Origin of the sequence: Streptomyces sp. NBC_00569, assembly GCF_036345255.1 — a bacterium.
Taxonomy (GTDB): domain Bacteria; phylum Actinomycetota; class Actinomycetes; order Streptomycetales; family Streptomycetaceae; genus Streptomyces.
This window is the reverse complement of sequence record NZ_CP107783.1, coordinates 2,706,829-2,731,439: the sequence shown is the minus strand read 5'-3', so window position 1 is coordinate 2,731,439 and position 24,611 is coordinate 2,706,829. Positions and strand designations below refer to the sequence as shown.

At 72.9% G+C, this 24,611-nt stretch carries 23 protein-coding genes; 18 read left to right on the top strand and 5 right to left on the bottom strand.

The features are described from left to right. Positions 1 to 51: 51 nt before the first annotated feature. Positions 52 to 1,215, top strand: a complete 1,164-nt coding sequence (locus tag OHO83_RS12360; protein WP_266675298.1) for a sensor histidine kinase — start codon at positions 52 to 54, stop codon at positions 1,213 to 1,215. Then, the gene (locus tag OHO83_RS12355; protein ID WP_266675299.1) at positions 1,212 to 1,895 is read left to right on the top strand and encodes a response regulator; all 684 of its coding nucleotides are present in this window, start codon (positions 1,212 to 1,214) and stop codon (positions 1,893 to 1,895) included. The genes OHO83_RS12360 and OHO83_RS12355 overlap by 4 nt, the downstream gene beginning before the upstream one ends. A gap of 36 nt (positions 1,896 to 1,931) precedes the next feature. Here the strand turns inward: OHO83_RS12355 and OHO83_RS12350 are convergent, their stop codons facing one another. After that, positions 1,932 to 2,792 carry an AraC family transcriptional regulator gene (locus OHO83_RS12350; protein WP_266675300.1) on the bottom strand — a complete coding sequence of 287 codons (861 nt, stop codon included), beginning with the start codon at positions 2,790 to 2,792 and terminating at the stop codon, positions 1,932 to 1,934. Positions 2,793 to 3,117: 325 nt separating this feature from the next. Here OHO83_RS12350 and OHO83_RS12345 point away from each other — a divergent pair, with 325 nt between their 5' ends. The 15 genes from OHO83_RS12345 to OHO83_RS12275 all read left to right on the top strand — a co-directional run bounded on the left by OHO83_RS12345 (position 3,118) and on the right by OHO83_RS12275 (position 19,734). Next, positions 3,118 to 4,689, top strand: a complete 1,572-nt coding sequence (locus OHO83_RS12345; protein WP_323186951.1) for an ABC transporter substrate-binding protein — start codon at positions 3,118 to 3,120, stop codon at positions 4,687 to 4,689. A 56-nt stretch (positions 4,690 to 4,745) separates the two neighbouring features. After that, entirely contained in the window at positions 4,746 to 5,699 is a 954-nt protein-coding gene (locus OHO83_RS12340) for an ABC transporter permease (protein ID WP_323136394.1), read from the top strand. A gap of 14 nt (positions 5,700 to 5,713) precedes the next feature. Continuing rightward, positions 5,714 to 6,574, top strand: coding sequence for an ABC transporter permease (locus OHO83_RS12335; protein WP_389569907.1), 861 nt, complete (start codon positions 5,714 to 5,716; stop codon positions 6,572 to 6,574). Next, the gene (locus tag OHO83_RS12330) at positions 6,571 to 7,602 is read left to right on the top strand and encodes an ABC transporter ATP-binding protein (protein WP_329433478.1); all 1,032 of its coding nucleotides are present in this window, start codon (positions 6,571 to 6,573) and stop codon (positions 7,600 to 7,602) included. Before OHO83_RS12335 ends, OHO83_RS12330 begins: the two co-directional genes overlap by 4 nt. After that, a complete protein-coding gene (locus tag OHO83_RS12325; RefSeq protein ID WP_266675303.1) occupies positions 7,599 to 8,645 on the top strand; it encodes an ABC transporter ATP-binding protein in 1,047 nt (348 codons plus the stop codon). The genes OHO83_RS12330 and OHO83_RS12325 overlap by 4 nt, the downstream gene beginning before the upstream one ends. A gap of 19 nt (positions 8,646 to 8,664) precedes the next feature. Beyond that, positions 8,665 to 10,509, top strand: coding sequence for a gamma-glutamyltransferase family protein (locus OHO83_RS12320; RefSeq protein WP_330279444.1), 1,845 nt, complete (start codon positions 8,665 to 8,667; stop codon positions 10,507 to 10,509). Positions 10,510 to 10,629: 120 nt separating this feature from the next. Then, on the top strand, positions 10,630 to 11,481 hold the full coding sequence (locus OHO83_RS12315; RefSeq protein ID WP_330279443.1) for an inositol monophosphatase family protein: 852 nt from the start codon (positions 10,630 to 10,632) through the stop codon (positions 11,479 to 11,481). 168 nt (positions 11,482 to 11,649) lie between these two features. After that, a complete protein-coding gene (locus OHO83_RS12310; protein WP_330280764.1) occupies positions 11,650 to 13,059 on the top strand; it encodes a phytoene desaturase family protein in 1,410 nt (469 codons plus the stop codon). Beyond that, the gene (locus tag OHO83_RS12305) at positions 13,056 to 13,571 is read left to right on the top strand and encodes an O-acetyl-ADP-ribose deacetylase (protein ID WP_266675306.1); all 516 of its coding nucleotides are present in this window, start codon (positions 13,056 to 13,058) and stop codon (positions 13,569 to 13,571) included. Before OHO83_RS12310 ends, OHO83_RS12305 begins: the two co-directional genes overlap by 4 nt. Positions 13,572 to 13,659: 88 nt before the next feature. Beyond that, positions 13,660 to 15,126, top strand: coding sequence for an AlkA N-terminal domain-containing protein (locus OHO83_RS12300; RefSeq protein ID WP_330279442.1), 1,467 nt, complete (start codon positions 13,660 to 13,662; stop codon positions 15,124 to 15,126). A 13-nt stretch (positions 15,127 to 15,139) separates the two neighbouring features. Then, positions 15,140 to 15,628 carry a methylated-DNA--[protein]-cysteine S-methyltransferase gene (locus OHO83_RS12295; protein WP_330279441.1) on the top strand — a complete coding sequence of 163 codons (489 nt, stop codon included), beginning with the start codon at positions 15,140 to 15,142 and terminating at the stop codon, positions 15,626 to 15,628. Between the two features lie 490 nt (positions 15,629 to 16,118). Beyond that, positions 16,119 to 16,754: a hypothetical protein gene (locus OHO83_RS12290; protein ID WP_330279440.1), complete on the top strand. Its 636-nt coding sequence runs from the start codon at positions 16,119 to 16,121 to the stop codon at positions 16,752 to 16,754. 108 nt (positions 16,755 to 16,862) lie between these two features. Then, positions 16,863 to 17,090 (top strand): ferredoxin, encoded by a 228-nt coding sequence (locus OHO83_RS12285; protein ID WP_266675310.1) that lies wholly within the window; start codon positions 16,863 to 16,865, stop codon positions 17,088 to 17,090. Further along, the gene (locus OHO83_RS12280; RefSeq protein ID WP_266675311.1) at positions 17,080 to 18,471 is read left to right on the top strand and encodes an NAD(P)/FAD-dependent oxidoreductase; all 1,392 of its coding nucleotides are present in this window, start codon (positions 17,080 to 17,082) and stop codon (positions 18,469 to 18,471) included. Before OHO83_RS12285 ends, OHO83_RS12280 begins: the two co-directional genes overlap by 11 nt. A 24-nt stretch (positions 18,472 to 18,495) precedes the next feature. Continuing rightward, positions 18,496 to 19,734, top strand: a complete 1,239-nt coding sequence (locus tag OHO83_RS12275) for a cytochrome P450 (protein WP_266675312.1) — start codon at positions 18,496 to 18,498, stop codon at positions 19,732 to 19,734. Positions 19,735 to 19,742: 8 nt separating this feature from the next. Here the strand turns inward: OHO83_RS12275 and OHO83_RS12270 are convergent, their stop codons facing one another. From OHO83_RS12270 to OHO83_RS12260, 3 genes are all read right to left on the bottom strand, one after another. Beyond that, positions 19,743 to 20,480, bottom strand: a complete 738-nt coding sequence (locus tag OHO83_RS12270; protein WP_330279439.1) for an SIR2 family NAD-dependent protein deacylase — start codon at positions 20,478 to 20,480, stop codon at positions 19,743 to 19,745. A 67-nt stretch (positions 20,481 to 20,547) separates the two neighbouring features. After that, positions 20,548 to 21,045, bottom strand: coding sequence for an NUDIX domain-containing protein (locus tag OHO83_RS12265; RefSeq protein WP_266675314.1), 498 nt, complete (start codon positions 21,043 to 21,045; stop codon positions 20,548 to 20,550). Between the two features lie 44 nt (positions 21,046 to 21,089). Then, positions 21,090 to 22,151, bottom strand: coding sequence for an ADP-ribosylglycohydrolase family protein (locus tag OHO83_RS12260; protein WP_266675315.1), 1,062 nt, complete (start codon positions 22,149 to 22,151; stop codon positions 21,090 to 21,092). 258 nt (positions 22,152 to 22,409) lie between these two features. Between OHO83_RS12260 and OHO83_RS12255 the strand changes: the two genes are divergently transcribed. Beyond that, entirely contained in the window at positions 22,410 to 23,561 is a 1,152-nt protein-coding gene (locus tag OHO83_RS12255; RefSeq protein ID WP_330279438.1) for a glycerate kinase, read from the top strand. Positions 23,562 to 23,748: 187 nt separating this feature from the next. On the opposite strand, the gene OHO83_RS12250 is transcribed toward OHO83_RS12255, so the two are convergent. Continuing rightward, the gene (locus OHO83_RS12250) at positions 23,749 to 24,600 is read right to left on the bottom strand and encodes a PaaX family transcriptional regulator (protein ID WP_330279437.1); all 852 of its coding nucleotides are present in this window, start codon (positions 24,598 to 24,600) and stop codon (positions 23,749 to 23,751) included. Between the last annotated feature and the right edge of the window lie 11 nt (positions 24,601 to 24,611).

The window sequence follows — 24,611 nt, the reverse complement described above, 5'->3', positions numbered from 1 at the left end:
GCGGTCCCCAGGGGTGACGCCCCTGCCGGCGGCCCGGTCTAGGGTGCTGGCATGGAGGGGGACCGCAGGCGCCTCACGGGTCCGGTCGGCGCGGACCGCAAGGCCCTGATCGGCGACGTCACGCTGGCCGTCGTCATCGGGGCGCTGGTCGTGGCCGCGGCGGTGGCCGACGGGGGAGTGACGCCGCCCGACGCCGTCCTGATCGCCGCGGGCGCGCTCACGCTCGCCGCCTACCGGCGGGCGCCGCGCACGGTCCTCGCGCTCACCACGGCGTGTACCGCGGGCTACGTGCTCCACGCGGAGCCGGGCGCCCTCGCCGCGCTGCCCGTCCTGGCGGCCGTGCACACGGCGTCCCGCGCGGGGCACCGTCTGCTCGCCGCGCTGGCGGGCGCCGCGTTCCTCGTCGTGTGCGGTGTGGCGGGACGGCCCTTGGAGAGCTGTCTGCTCCTCGCCGGCTGGTTCCTGTGCGCCGTCGTCACCGGGCTCGCCGACAAGAACTGGCAGGCGTATCTGCGCCAGACCGAGGAGCGCGCCCTCGAGGCGGAGCGCACCCGGGAGGAGGCCGCGCTGCGCCGGGCCGGGGAGGAGCGCCTGCGCATCGCCCGCGAGTTGCACGACTCGCTCACGCACAGCATCTCGATCGTCAAGCTCCAGGCGGGCGTCGCCGTGCATCTGGCCCGCAAGCGCGGCGAGGAGGTGCCGCCCGCGCTGCTCGCGATCCAGGAGGCCAGTGGCGAGGCGATGCGCGAGCTGCGCTCCACCCTGGACGTGCTGCGGGCCGACGAGCCCACGGGAAGCCCGGCGCTTCTCGTCGAGCGCGCCCGCTCGGCCGGCCTCGACGTGGAGCTGGTGGTGACGGGCCGGGAGCGGCTGCTCCCGACGGCCCTGGACCGGGCCGCGTACCGCATCGTCCAGGAGTCGCTGACGAACGTCGCACGGCACGCGGGCCCGACCGGCGCGACCGTGCGACTCGCCTATGAAGAGGATGAGTTGCTGATCTGTGTCGAGGACGGCGGCGCCGCCGACCCTGCGCGTCCGCCGGTCCCGGGCAACGGACTGAAGGGCATGGCCGAACGCGTCGCCGCGCTCGGAGGAACCCTCCACGCCGCGCCACGCCCCGAGGGCGGCTTCGCCGTGCGGGCCCGGCTTCCGGTGGACGGTGCCGGCCAACTCCCCGGGAGGGAAAAGGACATGGCGGAGAGGGCGGCCCGATGAGCGGCGGTGGGCGTCCCGTGATCCGGGTCGTGCTCGTCGACGACCAGGCGCTCATGCGGGCCGGGTTCCGCGCTCTCCTGGAGGCCGAGGACGGCATCGAAGTGGTCGGCGAGGCGGCCGACGGGGAGCAAGGGGTCGCCCTCGTGGGGGAGCACGTGCCCGACATCGCCCTCGTGGACGTCCAGATGCCCGTGATGAGCGGCATCGAGGCGACCCGCCGGATCGCCGCCGACCCGCGCCTGAGCGGTGTACGCGTCGTCATCCTCACCAACTACGGCCTGGACGAATACGTCTTCGACGCGCTGCGCGCAGGGGCGTCCGGCTTTCTGCTCAAGGACACCGAGCCCGAGGACCTGCTGGCCGGGATCGAGGTCGTGGCCCGCGGGGACGCTCTGTTGTCGCCGGCCGTGACGCGCCGCCTCATCGGCGAGTTCGTGTCCCGGCCGCCCGACCGATCCACGCCGCCGGGCCTGGAGTGCCTCACGCGCCGCGAACGCGAGGTGACCGCGCTCGCGGCCCGAGGCCTGACGAACGAGGAGATCGCGGCGCACATGGTCGTGAGCCCGTTCACGGCCAAGACCCACGTCAGCCGTGCCATGACGAAGCTCGGCGCCCGCGACCGGGCCCAACTCGTCGTGTTCGCCTACGAGTCGGGCCTGGTCGCGGCGCGCACGCGGTGACGCGCGGGGCGTCTTCGGATCGAGCCTGTCGGGAAACTACTCCCGCTCGACCGGGATCCACAGCTGGGCGTCCGCCTGTGCCGCGTCGGGTGACAGACGTGTGCTGAGGATCTCGGGGCCCGGCCTGCTCCGGTACGGGTTGGACGGAAACCACTGGGTGAACACGTCCCGCCACAGATGCTGGAGCGTGTGCGGGAACGGGCCCGAGCTGTCGAAGACGGCCCACGTGCCCGCGGGGACGGTGAGGGTGTCCAGGTCGTCGGGGCCGGCGGCGGAGGCCACCACCGCGTGGTAGTAGTCGAGCTCGGTGCCCTCCGCGCGGCTCGGGTCGAGGTCGTCGCTCACCGAGACGATCCCCTCGGGCTCCTGGTCGGACAGCGCGTGGATCCGGCGCACGGTCTCCTGGTCGATGCCCCTGATGAAGTCGGCGATCGCCGGATTCACGCCCTCGTGGACAAGGGGGACCCGCGCCTTCCTGCCGACCACGTGGAACTCGGGCTTCTCCGTCACCCGGTATCGCATGGTGGTGCTCCCTTCGACGATGAGACGGAAGGACATCCGGGGCTGGGACCGCAGGGCCGCACCGGTCCGCCTGGCCTCGCCGGGGCCCACACCGTGCAGCCCCCGGAAGGCGCGGGCGAAGGCCTCGCCCGAGCCGTAGCCGTAGCGCACCGCGATCTCGAGGAGCGTCGGCTCCCCGGAGAGCACCTCCGCGCCCGCGACCGTCAGCCGCCGGCGCCGGATGTACTCGGAGAGCGGCAGCCCCGCGAGCGCGGAGAACATCCGTCGGAAGTGGTACTCCGACGTCGCCGCGATCCGGGCCAGATCGGCGATGTCGATCCGCCGGTCGAGGTGGCGCTCGATGTGGTCCATGGCCTCGTTGAGCCGGTCAAGCACCCCGGGCTCCTTCCTGTTGACATCGCTCACGCTAGGGAGGACCCATGGTCACGGACCCGACATCCTGTGCCCGTTCCGGTCGGACGTGCCCGTTCCGGCCGCTTGGGGCCTTGTGACCTTCTTTGTCGGGGCCGGTTATTCAATCTTCATCAAATGTGTTCCGCCATGCGGACAACCCCCTTGCCTGTGGACTGTATGCGAAATACGTTCTGCGGTATTCCTTGATCACACACGGATCACCCACAGGATGTCCCGCACACTCGTCCCCTGGCGGAGGTATCTCCTCGTGCGCCGAACAGCGGTTGCCTGCACGGCAGTTGCCCTGGTGTTGTCCACAACGGCGGGCTGCGGCTCCCTCCAGTCCTCGGCCACCGAGGTCGGCGGGGAGCGCATGACCGACGACCGGCCCGTACGCGACGGCGGCACGCTCACCGTCGCCCTCAACGCGGACCCGGACAAACTCGACCCCTCGCTCGCCCAGACCCTCGTCGGCCGCACGGTCTTCGCCGGAATGTGCGAGAAGCTCTACGACGTCGACGAGGCGGGCAAGGTCGTCCCGCAGCTCGCCACCGCGCTGCCGAAGACCTCGCCCGACGGCCGCACCGTCACCTTCTCCGTCCGCAAGGGCCTGAAGTTCAGCGACGGCACCTCCCTCGACGCGGCCGCCGTCGTCACCTCGCTGCTGCGCCACCGCGACCTGCCGGGGTCGGCCCGCGCCACCGAACTCGCCCCGCTGAAGGCGGTCGAGGCCACCGGCGCGAACACCGTGAAGCTCACCCTCAAGCAGGCCTACGTCCCGCTCACCGCCGTGCTCGCCGACCGCTCCGGCATGGTGATGTCCCCGGCCGCGCTCAAGAAGTACGGCAAGAACTTCACCAACCACCCCTCCTGCGTGGGACCGTTCAAGTTCGTCGAGCGCGTCGGCGGTGACCGCATCGTGCTCGCCAAGGACCCGAACTACTACGACGCACGCGACGTCCACCTCGACAAGGTGATCTACAAGCCGATCCCCGACGGCAGCGTCCGCCTCGCCAACCTCCGCTCCGGCGACATCCAGGTCGGCGACCAGATGGCCCCCGTGGACGTGAAGAGCGCGCTCACCGAGCCCAAGCTCCAGCTGTTCAACTCGCCCTCGCTCGGCTACCAGGGCATCGGGCTCAACGTCGGCAACGTCAAGGGCCTCGGAGAGAAGCCCGGCAAGCTCGACACCGCCCTCGCCCGCGACGTGCGTGTGCGGGAGGCCTTCGAGCTGTCCATCGACCGCGACCTGATCAACAAGGTCGTCTTCCAGGGCATGTACGAACCCGCCTGCGGGCCCGTCTCGCCCGAATCCGCCATCGCGCCCGGCGTAGCGGCCTCCGCCTGCCCCAAGCGCGATGTCGCCAAGGCGAAGCGGCTGCTCAAGGCGGCGGGCGTGAAGACCCCGCTCAAGATCGAGCTCAAGACGTCCACCACGCCGGAGAACAGCCGTCTCGGCCAGGTCGTCCAGGCCATGGCCAAGGAGGCCGGCTTCGCCGTCTCCCTGCGCCCCACCGAGTACGCCACGATGCTCGAGGAGACCGACTCCGGTCACTACGACGCCTTCACCAGCGGCTGGTCCGGGCGCCTCGACCCCGACGGCAACATCGCCAGCTTCCTGCAGACGAAGGGTGCCATGAACGCCTACGGCTTCTCGGACGACGAGACCGACGCCCTCATCGAGCGCGGCCGCACCGAGGCCGACCCCGCCGAACGCGCCAAGATATACGGCGAGCTGACCCGCCGCGCGAACGACGCCCACGCGCTCATCTACGTCTACCGCCAGAAGAACTACGTCGTCGCGGGGAAGGACGTCGCGGGCATCCGCGTCTACGGCGACGGCCTGGTCCGCGTGAAGGCTGCGGGGTACGCCAAGTGACGACCGCTCAAGCGACCCTGCCCAAGGCGCGGCTCGCCCTCCTCTCGGGGCATCCGATGGCCGCGTACGTGCTGACCCGCGTACGCCAGTCCGTCATCACCCTCTTCCTCGTCTCGATCGTCGTCTTCGCCGGCATCCGCGCGCTGCCCGGCGACCCGGCCCTCGCGCTCGCCGGCGAGGAGCGCAGCCCCGCCGCGCTCGCCGCGATCCGCGCCGAGTACGGCCTCGACGACAACATCGTCATCCAGTACGGCCGGTTCATCGGGCACGCCCTCACCGGCGACCTCGGCACCTCGTCGCGCACCGGCCTGCCGGTCTCCGACGCCATCGGCCAGGCCCTGCCCGTCACCCTCGAACTCGCGGCGCTCTCCCTCCTGCTGGCGGTCGTGCTGGGGATCGGCGCGGGCATCGTCGCCGCCGTCCGCCGCGGCAGGCCCGCCGAGTGGATCGCCAACGGCCTCGCCCTGCTCGGCCTCTCGGTCCCCACCTTCTGGCTCGGCATGGTCCTGGTCCTCGCGTTCGCCATCGCCGTCCCGGTCTTCGCCGCCTCCGGATACGTGCCCTTCGGCACCGACCCGCTCGACAATCTGCGCCGCATGGTGCTGCCCGCGATCGTCCTCGGCTCCGGGCTCGCCGCCGTCGTCATGCGGCAGACCAGGGCCGCGATGCTCGACTCCCTCTCCGCCGACTACGTGCGCACCGCCCGCGCCAAGGGCCTGACGCGCCGCGAGGTCATCGGCGGTCACGCGCTGAGGAACTCCCTGGTCACCGTGGTGACCGTGCTCGGACTCCAGCTCGGCCACCTCATCTCGGGCGCCGTCGTCACCGAGCAGATCTTCGTCCTGCCCGGCTTCGGCAAACTCACCATCGACGCCGTCTTCACCCGCGACTACGCGACCCTCCAGGGCGTGGTGCTGTGCACCTCCGCCGCCTACATCCTCATCAACCTGCTGGTCGACGTCGCGTACTCGGTCATCGACCCGCGCATCCGGCTCGGAGGCGCCAAGTGACCACGGCCCTTTCCCTGACAGCTGTCCGTTCGCGTGCCGCGGGCAGCGCCAAGCTGCGCGCCCTGCGCAAGAACCGGCTCGCGATGACCGGCGGTGTCATCGCCGGAATCTTCGTCCTGGCCGCGCTCCTCGCCCCGCTCGTCGCCCCGTACGACCCGGCGCAGCCCGACTTCGGCAACGTGCTCGCCGCGCCGGACTGGTCGCACTGGCTCGGCACCGACGACCTCGGACGCGACCAGCTCTCCCGCGTCGTGTTCGGCGCCCGCGCGTCCATGCAGGTCGGCGTCCTCGCGGTGATCCTCGCGTTCGTCGTCGGCGTCCCCCTCGGACTGCTCGCCGGCTACTACGGCAAGCTCGCCGACAGCGTCGTCTCGCGCGTCACCGACACGATGCTCGCGTTCCCCTTCCTGGTCCTGGCCGTCGGTCTCGCCGCGGTCCTCGGCCCGTCCCTCACCAACGCGACCATCGCGATCGGCATCTCACAGATCCCGGCCGTCATCCGCATCACCCGCGCGGAGACCCTGCGGCTCAAGCACGTCGACTATGTCGCCGCCGCCGTCGCCAACGGAGGAGGGGACGGCACCGTCCTGTTCCGCCACATCCTGCCCAACGCGACCTCGGCGCTCGTCGTCCAGGCCACCGTCGGCATCCCCGCCGCGATCATCGGCGAGGCACTGCTCAGCTTCCTCGGTCTCGGCGTCCAGCCGCCCGAGCCGTCCCTCGGTGTGATGCTGTCCTCCGCCCAGGCCTTCCTCGCCCCCGCGCCCTGGATGGCGGTCTTCCCCGGCCTCGCCGTCGTCGCCGCGACCCTGGCGTTCAACCTGCTCGGCGACGGCCTGCGCGACGTACTCGACCCCCGTGGAGCGACCCGATGAGCCCGAACCCCGAAGCCGTGCTCAGCGTCCGTGACCTGTCGGTCTCGTTCCGCACCGACGCCCGCACCGTCCACGCCGTCGACCACGTCTCGTACGACCTCGCGGCCGGTGAAGTCCTCGCCGTGGTGGGCGAGTCGGGCTGCGGCAAGTCCGTCACCTCCATGGCCGTCATGGGCCTGCTCCCGCCCACCGCGCACATCACCGGGTCGATCAGGCTCGGGACACGCGAACTCGCGGGCGGCGACGACAAGGCGTACGGGAAGATCCGCGGCAAGGACATCGCGATGATCTTCCAGGAGCCGATGACCTCCCTGAACCCGGTCCTCACCATCGGCCGGCAGATCGGCGAGGTGCTCCGCCGCCACCAGGGCCTGAACAAGAAGGACGCACGCGCGCGTGCCGTCGAACTCCTCGACCTCGTGGGCATCCCCGCCCCGGCCCAGCGCGTCGACGAGTACCCGCACCAGCTCTCCGGCGGTATGCGCCAACGCGTGATGATCGCCATCGCGGTCGCCTGCGACCCGGCCGTCCTCATCGCCGACGAGCCGACCACCGCCCTCGACGTCACCGTGCAGGCAGGCATCCTGGAGGTCCTCCAGTCGCTGCGCGAACGCCTCGGCACGGCGATCGTCCTCATCACGCACGACCTCGGCGTCGTCGCCGACATCGCCGACCGCGTCCTCGTCATGTACGCGGGCCGGCCCGTCGAACAGGCCCCCGTGGACGAACTGTTCGCGGCGCCCCGCCACCCGTACACCCGCGGACTCCTCTCGGCGGTCCTGCAGCCCGGCGCCTCGGCCGCCGCGGACGGGGGCGGCAAGCGGCGCCTGCCCGAGATCCCCGGCCTCGTGCCGAGCCTCGACTCCCAGCCCGACGCCTGCACCTTCGCCCCGCGCTGCGCCCGCGCCGACGAGCGGTGCACGACGGCCAGGCCCGGCTTCGAGTCCGTCACCGAGGACGCCGGAGACGGCGCCCCGCACCTGACCGCCTGCTGGCACCCGAACACCCTCCAGGAGGCCGCACAGTGAGCACCCCGGTCCTGCAACTCGATGCTCTGGAGCGGCACTTCGCCGCCCCGGGCGGCACCGTACGCGCCGCCGACGGCGTCACCCTGACCGTCGGCCGCGGCGAAGTCGTCGGTCTCGTGGGGGAGTCGGGCAGCGGCAAGTCCACCGTCGGACGCTGCGCCGTACGCCTGGACGAGCCCACCGGCGGCACCGTACGCATCAACGGCACCGACGTGACAGCCATGTCCCGGCGCGCCCTGCGCCCCCTGCGCAAGGACTTCCACCTCGTCTTCCAGGACCCGTCGTCGTCCCTCGACCCGCGCATGACCGTCGGGCAGATCGTCGCCGAACCGCTGCGGCTGCACGGCATCGCGAAGGGCGAGGCGGCACGCGCGCGCGTGGCGGAACTCCTCGCCCAGGTGGGCCTGCGCCCCGAACACGCCGACCGGCACCCGCACGAGCTGTCCGGCGGCCAGCGCCAGCGCATCTCCATCGCTCGCGCCCTGTCGGTCGACCCGGCGCTCCTCGTCGCCGACGAGCCGACGTCCGCCCTCGACGTGTCCGTCCAGGCGTCCGTCCTCAACCTGCTCGCCGACCTCCAGCGCGACCACGGCTTCGGCTGCCTGTTCATCACCCACGACCTCGCCGCCGTCGAGTACCTCGCCGACCGGATCGCGGTCATGTACCTCGGCCAGATCGTCGAACAGGCCCCCACCGCCGAGCTGTTCGCCGACCCCAAGCACCCCTACACACAGGCCCTCCTGTCCGCGGCGCCCGTGCCCGACCCGGTCACCCAGCGCACCCGCGAACGGATCGTCCTCAGCGGCGAACTCCCCAGCCCGCTGGCACCCCCGCCCGGCTGCCGCTTCCACACGCGCTGCCCGCTCGCCGTCGACCGCTGCCGCACCGAGGTCCCGGCCCTGCGCACCCTGGACAGCGGCCGCGAGGTGTCCTGCCACCTCGTCGCCGACGACGGCACCGCCCCCGACGCCGCGGCACCCCGTCCCGCGGACGCCGACACCTCACTTCGTACGATCCCTCACAGCCGCCCCGCATCCGCCTGACGCCCGAGGAGCACCACCCTTGTTCACCACCCGGCCGACCCTGCAAGGCACCTTCGGCATGGTCTCGTCCACCCACTGGCTCGCCTCCCAGTCGGCCATGGCCGTCCTGGAGAGCGGTGGCAACGCCTACGACGCAGCCGTCGCCGCGGGCTTCGTCCTGCACGTCGTCGAACCCCACCTGAACGGCCCCGCCGGTGAGGTCCCGATCATCCTCGCCCCCGCCGGCCAGGACGTCAGCGTCCTGTGCGGGCAGGGCGTCGCGCCCGCCGGGGCCACCGTCGCCCACTACCGCTCCCTCGGCCTCGATCTCGTCCCCGGCACCGGCCCCCTGGCCGCCGCCGTGCCCGGCGCCTTCGACGCCTGGATGCTCCTCCTGAAGGACCACGGCACCAAGTCCCTGGCAGAGGTGCTCAGCTACGCGATCGGGTACGCCGAGGACGGGCACGCGCCCGTGGAGCGCGTCGGCGAGACCGTCGAGACCGTGCGCGCCCTCTTCGAGGACGAGTGGCCCTCCTCGGCCGAGGTCTACCTCAAGGACGGCGCCTCCCCGAAGCCCGGGGAGCTCTTCCGCAACCCGCAGCTCGCCGCGACGTGGCGGCGCGTCATCGAGGAGGCCGAGGAGATCGCGGGCGACGCCGGCGACAAGCGTGTCGCCGAGATCGAGGCCGCCCGCGCGATCTGGCGCGAGGGCTTCATCGCCGAGGCCCTCGTCCGGCAGGCCGGCCGGCCCACCATGGACACCAGCGGTACCCACCACACCGGCACGCTCACCGCCGCCGACCTGGCCGGCTGGTCCGCGAGCTACGAGGCGCCCGCCACGTACGACTGGAACGGCTGGACCCTGTGCAAGGCCGGCGCCTGGAGCCAGGGCCCCGCCTTCCTCCAGCAGCTCGCCCTCCTCCCCGACGAGCTGCCCGCGTACGGCTCCGCCGAGTACGTCCACCTGCTCATCGAGGGCTGCAAGCTCGCCATGGCCGACCGTGAGGCCTGGTACGGGGACGCCGGCCCCGAGGACGTGCCCGTCGCCGAGCTCCTGTCCGACGAGTACAACGCCGCGCGCCGCGCCCTCATCGGCGACAAGGCGTCCCACGAGCTGCGGCCGGGCAGCCCGCGCGGCACCGAGCCCCGCATCTCCGCGCACGCGCACGCCGTGGCCGCGGGGGACGACGGGTTCGACGCCATGGGGATAGCGGGCGCCGGAGCCGGTGAGCCCACCGTCGCCAAGAGTGGTGACCAGGAGGTCGCCGCGGACGGCGCGACCCGCGGCGACACCTGCCACCTCGACATCGTCGACCGCTGGGGCAACATGGTCGCCGCGACGCCCTCCGGCGGCTGGCTCCAGTCGAACCCCGTCGTGCCCGAGCTCGGCTTCCCGCTCGGCACCCGTCTCCAGATGGCCTGGCTGGAGGAGGACCTGCCGAACTCGCTCACGCCGGGACGCCGTCCCCGCACGACGCTGACGCCCTCTCTCGCCCTGAAGGACGGGGTGCCGGTCCTCGCGTTCGGCACGCCCGGAGGCGACCAGCAGGACCAGTGGCAGCTCCACTTCTTCCTCGCCGTCGCCCTGCGCGCGGCCGTGCGCGGAGGGCTCGACCTCCAGGGCGCGGTCGACGCCCCGAACTGGCACAACGACTCCTTCCCCGGCTCCTTCTTCCCGCGCGGCATGCGGCCCGGCAGCGTCACCGTCGAGTCCCGCGTCGGTGAGGACGTCGTCGAGGAGCTGCGCCGCCGCGGCCACGAGGTGACGGTCGGCGAGCCCTGGTCGGAGGGCCGCCTGTGCGCGGTCGCCCGCGACCCGGAGACCGGCGTCCTGTCGGCCGCGGCCAATCCGCGCGGGATGCAGGGGTACGCCGTCGGACGCTGACGCATCAGGCGGTGTCCGGATCGACGTGCCAGGGGTGGGGTTCCGTGGTGTTCAACGGGATTCCACCCCTCGTACACCGGGCGGGTACGAATTGTCAGCGGGGCGTGCTCTCATGGACGCATGATCGAAGCACAGGAAACGACGGAAAGCATCGACGACTTTCTCGTACACGGGGTCACCGAGGTGGAGCGCGCCGTGCGAGCCGCTGCCGCCGCGGAGGTGATGCCCCGATTCCGGCAGCTCGCCGAGGGCGACGTCGCCCAGAAGAGCGGCCCGCACGACCTCGTGACCACCGCCGACCGACTGGCCGAGGAGTATCTGACCCGTGAGCTGAGCGCCCTGCTGCCCGGCTCCGTCGTGGTCGGCGAGGAGGCGGTGCACGCCGATTACGCGGTCTACGACGCGATAGGCGAGGACGCCCCGGTGTGGATCGTCGACCCGGTCGACGGCACCCGCCAGTTCGTCCACGGAGACCCCGGATTCTGCATGCTCGTCGCGCTCGCCCAGCACGGCACGGTCCTCGCCTCCTGGACGTTCGCGCCCGCGCTCGGCGAGTTCGCCGTGGCGGTCCGCGGCAAGGGGGCCTGGCTCAACGGCGAGGCGCTGCACGCCGGTTCGCCCGGCGCGGACGAGTCCATCGACGTGGCGACGTCGCACCCCGACTACACGACGGACGCGCAGAAGCGCGACCTCCTGGGCCTGTGGGCCGACGGGGTGCTCCCGCGCCCGTGCGGCTCGGCCGGCCTCGAGTATCTGGCCGTCGCCCGCGGCGAGTTGGACGCCACGGCCTTCTCGTGGGAAGCCGCCTGGGACCACGCGGCGGGGCTGCTGCTCGTCGAGGAGGCGGGCGGCACGCACCTGACGAAGGCGGGCGAGCCCTTCCGGATCACCGGGGGGAACGCACTGCCGTTCACGGCGGCCCGGGACAAGGCCACCGCCCGGCGCGTGGTGGGCCTGCTCGGCGGCGAGTGACCCGGCGGCCGGGCCCTGGCGGGCGCCCGCGCCCATGACCTGCGCCGACCCTCGGCGCACCTCCGCGCAGCCCGTCCGGGAACGCCCCGCGCCCCGGCTCTGTCAGCCCTCCGGCATATCCTGTCGGCCAGTGGCCTCGGCTGACAAAGGAGTCCGAAGGTGCCGTCGATGCTCGATGCCGTCGTCGTGGGTGCGGGACCGAACGGACTGACCGCTGCCGTGGAGCTGGCCCGCCGAGGCCTCTCCGTGGCCGTCTTCGAGGCCAGGGACACCGTCGGCGGAGGCGTGCGCACCGAGGAGCTCACCCTCCCCGGATTCCGCCACGACCCGTGCTCGGCCGCTCACCCCCTGGGGATCAACTCGCCCGCGTTCAGGGACATGCCGCTGGACCGGTACGGCCTGGAGTGGCTGCACGCCGAGCTCCCCATGGCGCACCCCTTCCCCGACGGCAGCGCGGCCGTCCTGTCACGCTCCGTGGCCGAGACGGCCGCCTCGTTCGGGCCGCACGACGCGGGTGCCTACCGCCGTCTCGTCGCGCCTCTCCTGCCCAAGTGGGACGCCCTCGTACGGGACTTCATGGCGCTGCCGCTGACCACGCTGCCGCGCGACCCGCTCACCCTGGCCCGCTTCGGGCTCGCGGGGCTTCCGCCGTCCACATGGCTGATGCGCCGCTTCCGCGACGACCGGGCGCGCGCCCTGTTCTCCGGCCTCGTCGCCCACGCCATCGCCCCGCTCGGCGGCCTGGGCACGGGAGCCGTCGGCCTCGTCTTCGCGCTCGCCGGCCACGCCCGCGGCTGGCCCGTCGCCCGCGGCGGCTCACAGTCGATCTCCGACGCGCTCACCGCGTACCTCAAGGACCTCGGCGGAGCCGTCCACACGGACTACGAGGTCAAGCGTCTCGACGACCTGCCGCCCGCCCGCGCCTACATCTTCGACACCTCGCCCACGGCGCTCGCCCGCATCGCCGGGCTCGGCAGCTACTATGCGCGCTTCCGGTACGGCGCGAGCGTCTTCAAGCTCGACTACGCGCTAGACGGCCCCGTGCCATGGACGGCGAAGGAGGCCAGGAGCGCGGGAACCGTCCAGGTCGGGCCCGGCAGCCGTGACATCGCGGCGGCCCTGCGCGCCGCGTCCCGCGAGGGCCGCGCTCCGGACAAGCCCTTCCTCATCACCGTCCAGCCCAGTGTCATGGACCCTTCCAGAGCCCCGTCGGGCAAACACGTCTTCTGGGCGTACGGCCATGTCCCGAGCGGCTGGGACGGCGACCTCACCGACGCCGCCGAGCGACAGCTGGAGCGCTTCGCGCCCGGGTTCCGCGACCTGATCCTGGCGCGGGCCACCGCGGGACCACCCGAGCTGGCCGCGCGGAACGCGAACTATGTGGGCGGTGACATCGCCTGCGGCGCGGTGAGCGGACTCCAGCTGCTGCTGCGGCCGAAGCTGTCCCTGTCGCCGTACACGACGCCGCACCCCGCCGTCTTCATCTGCTCGTCCGCGAGCCCGCCGGGGCCGGGCGTCCACGGCATGTCCGGGCACAACGCGGCCAAGGCCGTGTGGAGGAGGATCCGCGCGTCATGACCCGAATCACCCTGGTGAAGGGCGACATCACCGCCGAAACTGCCGACGCGATCGTGAACGCGGCCAATTCCTCGCTGCTCGGTGGCGGCGGGGTCGACGGCGCGATCCACCGGCGCGGCGGCCCCGAGATCCTCGCCGAGTGCCGCAGACTCCGCGCCTCGCACTACGGCAAGGGCCTGGCCACCGGGCAGGCGGTCGCCACGACGGCCGGGAACCTCGACGCCGGGCATGTGATCCACACCGTCGGCCCGGTGTGGTCCGCTTCCCTGGACCGGTCCGAGCTGCTCGCCTCCTGCTACCGCGAGTCGCTGCGCGTGGCGGCCGACCTCGGCGCCCGGACCGTGGCCTTCCCCGCGATCTCGACCGGGATCTACGGCTGGCCGCTGGACGACGGGGCGCGCATCGCGGTCCGCACCGTGCGCGAGGCCGCCGGGCCGCCGGTCGAAGAAGTGCGGTTCGTCCTCTTCGACGACAGGGCGTACGCGGCCTTCACCGAGGCCCTGGCCGACTGACGGCTCTCCGTCGCGGGCCGGACCGGCGCACACGTTGATGTCGGATTCTCGCCAGCCGGGGGCCTCGGCCTTCGGCGATGCTTGCTTCATGCACACCGACACCGACCGATGCGTCCGGGCCGTCCAGTCCAAGGACGCCCGCTTCGACGGCTGGTTCTTCACCGCCGTCCTGACGACCCGGATCTACTGCAGGCCCAGCTGCCCGGTAGTGCCTCCGAAGCCCGAGAACATGACCTTCCTGCCCAGCGCCGCGGCCTGTCAGCAGGCCGGATTCCGGGCCTGCAAGCGCTGCCGCCCCGACACGAGCCCCGGCTCCCCCGAGTGGAACCAGCGCGCCGACCTGGTGGCCCGCGCCATGCGCCTCATCGGCGACGGCGTCGTCGACCGCGAGGGCGTCCCCGGCCTCGCCGGACGCCTCGGCTACAGCACCCGCCAGATCGAGCGCCAGCTCCTCGCCGAGCTGGGCGCGGGACCCCTCGCCCTGGCCCGCGCCCAGCGCGCGCAGACCGCGCGCATCCTCGTCGAGACGACCGAGCTGCCGATGGCCGACATCGCGTTCGCCGCCGGCTTCTCCTCCATCCGCGCCTTCAACGACACGGTCCGCGAGGTCTTCGCGCTCTCCCCGAGCGAGCTGCGCACCCGCGCGCCCAGGAACGGTGCCTCGGCGCCCGGCGCGATCACGCTGCGGCTGCCGTTCCGTGCCCCGCTCAACCCCGACAACCTCTTCGGCCACCTCGCCGCGACCGCCGTACCGGGCGTCGAGGAGTGGCACGACGGCGCGTACCGGCGCACGCTGCGCCTCCCCTACGGGCACGGCATCGTGACCCTCACACCCGCCCCCGACCACATCGGCTGCCGCCTCGTCCTCACCGACCAGCGCGACCTGACCGTCGCGATCAGCCGCTGCCGCCGCATGCTCGACCTCGACGCCGACCCCGTCGCCGTCGACGAGCAGTTGCGCGCCGACCCGCTGCTCGCGCCGCTCGTCGACAAGGCGCCGGGCCGCCGGGTGCCGCGCACCGTCGACGAGCCCGAGTTCGCGGTCCGCGCCGTGCTCGGCCAGCAGGTGTCCACGGCCGCCGCCCGCACCCACGCCGCCCGCCTCGTCACCGCGCACGGTGAGCCCGTCGACGACCCCGAGGGCGGCCTCACCCACCTCTTCCCCTCACCGGCGGCCCTGGCGGCACTCGACCCCGAGGCGCTCGCCCTGCCGCGAAGCCGCCGCACCACCTTGACCACGCTGGTGCGCGAACTCGCGGAGGGCACCCTCGTCCTCGGCCCCGAGAGCGACTGGGACGAGGCCCGCGACCGCCTCATGGCGCTGCCCGGCTTCGGGCCGTGGACGGTCGAGGTCATCGCGATGCGCGCCCTCGGCGACCCGGACGCCTTCCTGCCGACCGACCTCGGAATGCGGCGCGCCGCACAGGAGTTGGGGCTGCCCCACACCCCGGCCGCGCTCACCGCGCGCGCCGCCTCCTGGCGCCCCTGGCGCGCGTACGCCGTCCAGTACCTGTGGGCCACCGACGACCACCCGATCAACTTCCTCCCCGCGTAAGGGACTCGGCACCATGACCGTCAAGCAGCACCACGTCATCGACAGCCCCTACGGGCCGCTCACGCTCGTCGCCACCGACGGCACGCTCAGCGGCCTCTACATGACCGACCAGCGCCATCGCCCCGCCGAGGAGACCTTCGGGGAGCGCGACGGCAGGCCCTTCGGAGCGGTCGTCGATCAGCTGGAAGCCTATTTCCAGGGCGAGTTGAAAGAGTTCGACCTGCCGCTGCGCCTCGAAGGCACCCCGTTCCAGCGCAGCGTCTGGGAGCAGCTCCAGCACATCCCGTACGGGGAGACCCGCACCTACGGGGAACTCGCCGAGGCACTCGGCAACGCGAACGCGTCCCGCGCGGTGGGCCTCGCCAACGGCAAGAACCCCGTCGGCGTCATCGTCCCCTGCCACCGCGTCATCGGCGCGAGCGGCGGTCTGACCGGCTACGGCGGCGGCCTGGAGCGCAAGCAGCGCCTCCTCGACTTCGAACAGGGCGCGGCGCTGTTCTAGCCCTCACGGGAGCAGCTCGCCGGGCAGCCGGGGGAGCGCCGTCCTGCTCGGTCGGCGCACGACCTCGCCGGGCCCGGTCGTCGCACGGCGCCGGCTCGGCTTCCCCGGTGACAAGCCGCGCCCGGTTGCCCGCCGTGAGGCCCGCGAGGCCCCGAAGGCAACGCCCGTGAGTGCGCGGTGGGCTGCGCCTGGAGCCTGCCGGCAGCGGCGAAGAACACCTGGCACGTCTTCGCGGCCGACACACTCTCCCGGCACCACCGCGTCGAGCCGCTCCCCGAACGTCACGGCCGCCGACTTCAGGATCCCCCGGCACACCAGGCAACGGGATCGACCTCGCCCGCCTCGACCCGCGCGACGGCGTCCGCCGTCGCGCCCCGGTGGTCATGGCCTGTATGGCGCATCCCCGTCTTCCTCCCGGGTGACCCCGGTGGCGCGAGCCCCGGATCGCTGGTGTCTGTACGAAGGAGGACCAGGCAGAGAGCGAGGGACCATGGAGCGACAGCACGAGCGCCTTGCGACACCCTGGGCGGCCGGAGTAGCTGGGGTGGTGTTCGCGATCCTGATGGGCGCGGCGATCGTCCTGGTCCGCATCGCTCTGCCCGCCGGCGCCGAGGACGGCGCAATCACCGATGCCGCACAGCGCAGCGCCGTACGGACGGCGCTGGAGTTGCTCCCGTTCGCCGGGATCGCCTTCCTGTGGTTCATGGGCGCCCTGCGCGAGCAGGCCGGCGAAGGCGAGGACCAGTTCTTCTCCACCGTGTTCCTGGGCAGCGGCCTTGTCTTCGTCGCCACTCTGTTCGGCGCCGCCGCGGCGGCCGGAACCGTGGTCGACGAGAGTCAGCAGCACCCTCCTTTCGGCCGGCACTTCGCCTACGCCCTGCTGACCACGTACGCCATGCGGATGGCGGCGGTGTTCATCATCACGGCCTCGACCATCGGCCGCCGACGCGGCACCCTCCCGCGCCCGCTCGTCGTCCTCGGCTACCTGGCGGGCCTCGCCCTGCTCGTGATGGGAGCGAACGTGCCCTGGTCCGAGCTGGTCTTCCCGGCCTGGGCGCTGCTCCTGAGCCTCAACATCCTCAGGAACCGGCGTCCCGTCCGGCCACGGCCGGCTCCGTCGACCTGAGCAGACCGCTCCGCTCACTCGAACGGCCTTCTTCTCGTCGCCGCATCCTGTCCGGCCGCCGAGGCTGGTGACAGAGGACTGACCGGGCCCTTGGAGAGGATCGATCCCGTGGTAAGGATTGCCGTCGACCTGAACCGCTGCCAGGGGTATGCGCAGTGCGCGTTCCTCGCCCCCGAGATCTTCACCCTGCACGGCGAGGAGGCTCTGCTGTACGCCCCGGAGGCCGACGAGGCGCAGCGCGCGAAGCTGGCCCAGGCCGCCGCGGCCTGCCCGGTCCAGGCCATCCTCGTCGACGCGGTCGACGTACCGGCCGAGGCGGTGTCCGATGCTCGGTGACGGATCCCTGGAACGGCTCAAGCGCGAGGGCCGCATCGTCGTCGTGGGCGCCTCGCTGGCCGGGCTGCGCGCTGCCGAGACCCTGCGGGCCGAGGGCTTCGAGGGCTCCCTGACCATGATCGGCGACGAGCCCCACGAGCCGTACGACCGGCCTCCGCTCTCCAAGCAGGTGCTGCTGGGCAGGGCGGCCGCCGACCGCACCGCGCTGCCCAGGCTCCGATCGGTCGACGCGACCTGGAGGCTGGGTGTCCCGGCCACCGGCCTGGACATGGCCGCGGGCCGGGTGCGGCTGGCCGACGGCGACGAGGTGCCGTACGACCGGCTGCTGATCGCCACCGGCGTGCGGGCGCGAGCGTGGCCGCGCGAGGCCGAGGCGGAACTCGACGGCGTCTTCGTCCTGCGGACCCGCGACGACAGCGCCGCGCTGGCGCGGCGGCTGGAGGAGGGCCCCAAGCGGGTCCTCGTCATCGGGGCCGGGTTCACCGGTTCGGAGATCGCCTCCGCCTGCCGCGAACGCGGCCTTGCCGTCACCGTCGCCGAGCGCGGCGCGGCCCCTCTGGTCGGCGCTCTCGGCGGGGTGGTCGGCGCGGTCGCCGCCGAGATGCAGCGCGAGCACGGTGTGGACCTGCGGTGCGGGGTCATGGTGACCGCTCTGGAGGGCGATGCCTCGGGACGGGTGCGCGCCGCGCATCTGTCCGACGGCTCCACCGTGGAGACCGACATCGTGATCGTCTCGCTCGGAGCCATCCGCAACACCGAATGGCTCGCCGGATCCGGACTGGGAGCGGGCCCCCGCGGTATCGCCTGCGACGCCGGCTGCCGCGCCTTCGACATCCGCGGAATCGTCACCGACGACATCTACGCGGCGGGCGACGTCGCACGCAGCCCGCACCCCCTGTTCGGCTACCAGTTCCTGTCTCTGGAGCACTGGGGAAACGCCGCCTCCCAGGCCCGGATCGCGGCGCACAACATGATCAGCGAGAGCACCGACCGCATCCCCCACATGGAGGTGCCGGCCTTCTGGTCCTCGCAGTTCGGAGTCAACATCAAGTCGGTCGGGGTGCCGTCGCTGGGGACGGAGGTCCTCATCTCGCAGGGAGCGCTCAGGGATCACCGGTTCATCGGCGTCTACGGGTACCAGGGACGCGTCATCGGCGCGGTCGCCTTCGACCAGGCCCGGTGGCTGCCGTTCTACCAGGAGCTGATCGAGACCACCGCGGCGTTCCCGCCGCCGTTCCCCACGGTCGACCGGCGCTCGGACGGACAACGGCCGGTCGACGCCGACTTCCCCGACCCGTCGGTCCCCACGCACGGTCCCACCGTGACCCTCGGCGGATACTCGCCGGCCGACCGCCGGATGACGTTCACCCCCGCCCACTGACCCGTACGGCCACGAGGACTCGCCATGACGCAATCCTTGCTGCACCAGATCCTGGACTACGCCAACCGCGCCAACCCGTACCCGCTCTACGAAGAGCTGCGGAAGAGGCCGGTGCACCACGACGACGGCGGGCCGTACGTCGTCAGCACCTACTACGAGATCCGCAGTCTCCTGCACGATCCTCGGATCAGCTCCGACGTCCGCAATCTGGCCTCGACCGCCGGCGACCCGCTGGCCGAGCCGGCCCAGGAGGAGGAGAGCACCCTGCCGCCCGGGTTCCTGCGGCTCGACCCGCCGGAACACGACCGGCTGCGACGCATGACCAACCGGCCCTTCGGCCCGCCGCACTCCCCCCACCGTGTCGACGGGATGCGCGGAGAGCTCCGCGACATCGTCTCCGGCCTCATCGACGGCATCGGCGACCCGGGCCGGATGGACCTGGTGGAGCAGTTCTCCTACCCCTTCCCGGTGACCGTGATCTGCCGGCTCCTCGGGGTGCCGCGCGAGGACGAGTCGCGCTTCCACACCTGGGCGGACACGCTCGCCGCGAGCCTGGACCCCGACCCGGACGCGGACCCCACGGAGCGGGGCAAGGGCGCGCACGACGCCCGGATGCAGTTGGGCATGTACCTGGCCGGCCTGATCGAGGAGCGCCGCAGGAATCCCGGCGACGACATGCTCTCCCAGCTGGCCACGGCCACGGGCGAGGACGGCTCGATGACCACGATGGAACTGCTCAGCACCGCCGCCCTGCTGCTGATCGCTGGGCACGAGACCACCGTCAACCTCATCACCAACGGAATGCTGACCCTGCTGCGCCATCCCGACGTCCTGCAGCGGCTGCGCGAGGATCCGCAGCTGGCCGTGCCCGTCGTCGAGGAGCTGCTGCGCTTCGAGCCGCCGGTGCAACTGGTGCCACAGCGCACCACCCTCGCCGACATCGAGGTCCGCGGCGTCACCATCCCGAAGGGCGCCTCGCTCTGGCTGGTTCTGGCGTCCGGCAACCGTGACCCCCAGCGTTTCGAGGACCCGGACCGCTTCGACCCGGACCGCCGGGACAACCAGCATCTCGGCCTGGGCAGCGGCATCCACAGCTGCTTCGGCGCACCACTGGCCCGGCTGGAGGCCCAGTTGGCCCTGTCGGAGCTGGCCCGGAGGCTGGAGAACCCACGTCTGCTGGAGGACCCGCCCCCGTACCGGCAGAACGCCGTGCTGCGCGGGCCACGGCATCTGCACATCTCCTGCGACGGGATCCGCCCCTAGGGGGACCCCTACGCGCGCTCCACGCCGAGTTGGCGCAGCAGCTTCGGCAGCGCGGTGCCGATGGGCTCGCGGATGACCTCGTCGGCCAGTTCGTCGTACGGCGTCGCCTCGGCGTTGACGATGACGAGCCGTGCCCCGTGATCCGCCGCCACGCCGGCGAGCCCCGCCGCGGGCTGGACCTGAAGTGTGCTGCCGACGGCGATGAAGACGTGGCAGGCCTTGGTGATCGAGACGGCCTCACCGAGCACCACCGGATCGAGCCGCTCGCCGAACATCACGGTGGCCGACTTGAGGATCCTGCCGCACTCCAGACACGGCGGGTCGTCCTCCCCGGCCTCGACCCGGGCGAGGGCGTCCTCCATGGGCCCGCGCGCATGACAGCCCGTACACACGAAACTCCGTGCGGAGCCGTGCAGTTCGAGCACCTTGCGGGCGGGCATCCCGGCGAGCTGGTGCAGTCCGTCGACGTTCTGCGTGATGACCCGCACCGGGACGCCGGACTTCTCCAGCTCGGCCACGGCGCGATGCGCGGCGTTCGGCTCGGCCATCAGGGTGCGGTTCTTGCGCCGCATCTGCCACGACCGCCGCCGGATCTCCGGGTCGGCCATGTAGTACTCGTACGTGACGAGCTTCTCCGCCTCGGGATCCCGCCGCCACAGACCGTTGGGCCCGCGGTAGTCCGGGATCCCGGAGTCCGTGGAGATGCCTGCACCACTGAGGATCGCGACGAGAGGCTGCGTGCTCATGGCGCCGAGGGTAGGCGCCCCGCCGGGGGACCGCGAGGCGATATCGGCGCCCGCCGCGCGAGGCCGGTCAGGCCACGCGGTTGCCGTCCTCCAGCTCGGCCGTGCCCCCGCCCGTCGTGAGCACCTCGAGCGCCGCCAGAACGCGCCGTCCGAGCGAGCCCGGCAGATGCTCCGGCAGGTCGGCCCGGTCCACGAGACGCCAGGAGAGCAGTTCCTCCTCCTGGAGCCTGATCGCCTTGAAGCGGTCCTCGTCCAGGACCCCGCCGTCGTAGAGATACGCCACGAGCGGCGGTCGCGCGGCCGTGCCCGACACCCAGTCGACCGCGAGCAGCCGGCCGAGCTCCACGTCGAGGCCGATCTCCTCGGCCGTCTCGCGCAGGGCCCCCTGGCGCGGGGTCTCCCCGGTGTCGGACTCGACGGTGCCGCCGGGCAGCGCCCACCCGTCGCGGTAGTTCGGCTCGACGAGCAGCACACGCCCCTCGGAGTCGCGGAAGAGCGCGGCGGCGCCGCACAGGACACGGGGGAGACCCGCGATGTACGCGGCGAACTCGGCGGAGGCAGTCATGGGGGAAGCCTAACGACCGTGTGCCGCGGCCCGCTTCCGGCCGACTACGCCTCTGCCAACTCGACCGTACGCGCAGCGAGTTCGCTGATCCGTGCGCCGTCGAACCCGAACACCGCGCTGCGCACCCGGTCCTCCAGCGGGTCCTTCCACCGCGCCGGGATCGCCGCCGCCCCGCACAGCACACCGGCCACGGAACCGGCCGTCGCGCCGTTCGAGTCGGTGTCCAGGCCGCCGCGCACCGTGAGCGCGACGGTGCGGGTGAAGTCGCCGTCGCCGTACAGGAGCCCGGCCGTGATGACGGCCGCGTTCGGGACGGTGTGGATCCACCCGAGGCCGGCGGTCTCCTCCTCCAGCGTGGCCAGCGTCTCCTCCCAGCTCAGCCGCGACTCGTGGAGCGTCGCCGTGCGGCGCACCGTGCGGGCCAGTCGGCTGCTCGCAGGGATCACGGTGAGCGCGGTGTCGAGCGCAGCGCGCGGGCCCGGCGCCGTGAACGCCGCCGCGACGAGGGCCGCCGCCCACATCGCCCCGTACACGCCGTTGCCCGTATGGGACAGGACCGCGTCGCGGCGGGCCAGGGACGCCGCGCGGCGCGGGTCGCCCGGGCAGGTCCAGCCGAAGACGTCGGCCCGGATCAGCGCGCCGATCCACTCCTGGTACGGGTTGTCGTACGTCGCCGTGAGCGGCGGCTTCAGCCCGTTCGCGAGATTGCGGTACGCCATCCGCTCCGCGGTGAACGTCTGCAGATACGGCAGCCTCAGCAGCCACAGATCACCCACCTGTTCCGTGGAGAAGGCGAAGCCGTACGTCTCCAGGAGGTGCAGGCCGAGGATCGCGTAGTCCACGTCGTCGTCCCGGCAGCTGCCGTGGATCCGCCCGCGCACGCACCGGCGCCACTCGGGGCGCAGCGCGAGGCCGTCGGACTCGTCGGCGGGTTCGGGCAGATAGTCGGTGAGCGGCAGGGCGGCGGCCCGCCGCAGATAGCCGTCGATGCGCGCCCGGGTCCAGTACTCGCCCTGTTCCACCGGCTTGCCGAGCATGTTGCCGGCGATCCGGCCGAGCCAGCCGCCGAGCACCCGGTCCTGGAGGTCGCTGCCCACTGGGGTCATGTTCTTGGTGTACCCGATGAGGGGGCGCGGCGGGGCGAGACGTCCCGGTGCGGGTGCCGTAGCGTCGCGTCGCGCCCGGGTGATCGATCATTCCCGCGCTCGGGACGCCCCGCTTTGGGCGGGAATATCGGGTCTTATCGTCCGGGTGCTCCGTTTCGCGGACCGGACAGCCATGGGCAGAGGCCCCCACCTCCGGTTAAGGTCGCAGCGGCGCGACTGCCTTGCGCGAGCAAGGCGCGAAAGCAAGGGGAATGCAAGGTGGCGGACGCTGGAGTGACGGCGGAGCGCGTGCTCATCGCCGCGGACAAGTTCAAGGGCTCGCTCACGGCCGTGCAGGTCGCCGAGCGGGTCACGGCCGGCCTGCGGCGGATCGCGCCCGGGGTGACGGTCGAGTCCGTGCCCGTCGCGGACGGCGGGGACGGCACGGTGGCCGCGGCCGTGGCGGCTGGTTTCGAGCGCCGCGAGGTACGGGTGACCGGGCCGCTCGGTGACGAGGTCACGGCCGCGTACGCCCTGCGCGACGGCACGGCCGTCGTCGAGATGGCCGAGGCGTCCGGGCTCCAGCTGCTGCCCGAAGGCGTCTTCGCGCCGCTGACCTCGACCACGTACGGATCCGGCGAACTGCTCGCCGCGGCGCTCGACGCGGGCGCCCGCTCCATCGTGTTCGGCGTGGGCGGCAGCGCCACGACCGACGGCGGCGCCGGAATGCTGGCCGCGCTCGGCGCGCGCTTCCTGGACGCGGACGGCAAGCCCGTCGGCCCGGGCGGCGGGCCCCTCGCCGACCTGGCCACGGCCGACCTCTCGGGGCTCGACCCGCGCCTGGCCGACGTGGAGATCGTCCTCGCCAGCGACGTCGACAACCCGCTGACCGGCCCGAAGGGCGCGCCCGCGGTGTACGGCCCGCAGAAGGGCGCGACGGCGGACGACGTCGCCGCCCTGGACGCGGCGCTGGCCCACTTCGCGCGGGTCCTGGCCGAGGAGCTCGGCCCGAAGGCACTCGAGTACGCCGACTCGCCCGGCGCCGGAGCCGCCGGCGGCATCGGCTACGGCGCCCTCGTGGGCCTCGGGGCGAGCTTCCGGGCCGGGATCGAGGTCATGCTCGACGTCCTCGGCTTCGCGCCCGCGCTCGCCCGCGCCACGCTCGTCATCACCGGCGAGGGCTCCCTCGACGAGCAGACGCTGCACGGCAAGGCCCCGGCGGGCGTCGCCGCGGCGGCCCGCGCGGCGGGCATCGAGGTCGTGGCGGTCTGCGGCCGTCTCGCCCTCCCCCCGGAGGCCCTGGGCCGCGCGGGCATCCGGCGCGCCTACGCCCTCACGGACGTGGAGCCGGACGTGGCCCGCTGCATCGCCGAGGCGGGCCCGATCCTGGAGACGGTGGCGGAGCGGATCGCCCGCGATTTCTTCGTCTGACGGGTGACCCCTGACGCCTGACGTGCGCCGGGATGAGGGGGCCCCTCATTCCGGCAGAGCCGGTACGTGTCGAGTGCCTGGGTCATCTCCATCTCCTCGAACCGGTCGGTGATCCTTCGGCCCGACCGGTCGGTGACCGGCGGCTGAAGGTCGTGCGCCGGGCACAGGAGTCGGAGGCCGCCAAGGGCTACACGCCGTCCGTGGCTCGATCCCCGGTGAGGCCGCGCCAGTAGCGGTCGGCGGGCTCCCGCAACGCCCGCCACGCGTCGACGAACAGCCGGGTCGCGGCGCGGCCCGGCCAGTCGTCCGGCAGCAGCGCGCCGGGCAGCCGCGGATCCCGCTCGAACGTCCCGCGCCAGGCGTGCACCAGCCGGGTCCTGGCCACGAACGCGGCCGCGTCGCCGGACGCGTTCTCCGCTGCGCGGAGGCCGGCGAAGCGCGCCACGAACCGCTCGTGGCTCTCGCGGACCGTGGCCAGGTCCCAGGCCCGCTCGATGAGCCGCGCGTCGTCCGGCGTGCGGGAGGTCAGCCACAGCGCGTACGCGTCGAGCCCCTGCTCGCGCAGCAGCTCGCGCAGCACCGGCACACCACCGGCGTCGGCGGCCACCCACACCCCCTGCCCGAGCGGTCCGAACCCCTCGAACGCCAACTGCTGCTCCACCAGCGCCCGTTCACGCCACGCTCCCGGCGGGACACGCAGCAGCAGCTGCTGCCACTCGCCGCCCCACGCCGTCTCGTCGACCGCGCGCTCCAGGCGGTGCGTCCACGCGGTGAGCAGCGTCACCAGGCGTGGCTCCAGGACGAGGCGGGTCCTGCGCCCGGCCGGCTCCGTGCGCACCCAGCCCTCCCGCGCGAGCCGCGTCAGGGCCCGGCGCGTCGCCGCCTCACCGATGCCGCAGGCGCCGAGCGCGCCCACGACGGCCCCCGACCACACCTTGCCGTCGCCGGGATACCGCACGTACTCGCCGAGAACGGTGAGCGCGAGCGTGCGCGCACTGGGCGAACCGTCGCCCCGCCGCCGGGTCCGTGGCTCTTCCAACTCCCGCTCCC

Excerpts from the sequence above, each read along its gene's own strand:
- OHO83_RS12360 (WP_266675298.1), top strand. The coding sequence starts at position 52 with ATGGAGGGGGACCGCAGGCGCCTCACGGGTCCGGTCGGCGCGGACCGC.
- OHO83_RS12355 (WP_266675299.1), top strand. The coding sequence starts at position 1,212 with ATGAGCGGCGGTGGGCGTCCCGTGATCCGGGTCGTGCTCGTCGACGAC.
- OHO83_RS12340 (WP_323136394.1), top strand. The coding sequence starts at position 4,746 with ATGGCCGCGTACGTGCTGACCCGCGTACGCCAGTCCGTCATCACCCTC.
- OHO83_RS12330 (WP_329433478.1), top strand. The coding sequence starts at position 6,571 with ATGAGCCCGAACCCCGAAGCCGTGCTCAGCGTCCGTGACCTGTCGGTC.
- OHO83_RS12315 (WP_330279443.1), top strand. The coding sequence starts at position 10,630 with ATGATCGAAGCACAGGAAACGACGGAAAGCATCGACGACTTTCTCGTA.
- OHO83_RS12310 (WP_330280764.1), top strand. The coding sequence starts at position 11,650 with ATGCTCGATGCCGTCGTCGTGGGTGCGGGACCGAACGGACTGACCGCT.
- OHO83_RS12305 (WP_266675306.1), top strand. The coding sequence starts at position 13,056 with ATGACCCGAATCACCCTGGTGAAGGGCGACATCACCGCCGAAACTGCC.
- OHO83_RS12300 (WP_330279442.1), top strand. The coding sequence starts at position 13,660 with ATGCACACCGACACCGACCGATGCGTCCGGGCCGTCCAGTCCAAGGAC.
- OHO83_RS12295 (WP_330279441.1), top strand. The coding sequence starts at position 15,140 with ATGACCGTCAAGCAGCACCACGTCATCGACAGCCCCTACGGGCCGCTC.
- OHO83_RS12290 (WP_330279440.1), top strand. The coding sequence starts at position 16,119 with ATGGAGCGACAGCACGAGCGCCTTGCGACACCCTGGGCGGCCGGAGTA.
- OHO83_RS12280 (WP_266675311.1), top strand. The coding sequence starts at position 17,080 with ATGCTCGGTGACGGATCCCTGGAACGGCTCAAGCGCGAGGGCCGCATC.
- OHO83_RS12275 (WP_266675312.1), top strand. The coding sequence starts at position 18,496 with ATGACGCAATCCTTGCTGCACCAGATCCTGGACTACGCCAACCGCGCC.
- OHO83_RS12270 (WP_330279439.1), bottom strand. The coding sequence starts at position 20,480 with ATGAGCACGCAGCCTCTCGTCGCGATCCTCAGTGGTGCAGGCATCTCC.
- OHO83_RS12265 (WP_266675314.1), bottom strand. The coding sequence starts at position 21,045 with ATGACTGCCTCCGCCGAGTTCGCCGCGTACATCGCGGGTCTCCCCCGT.
- OHO83_RS12260 (WP_266675315.1), bottom strand. The coding sequence starts at position 22,151 with ATGACCCCAGTGGGCAGCGACCTCCAGGACCGGGTGCTCGGCGGCTGG.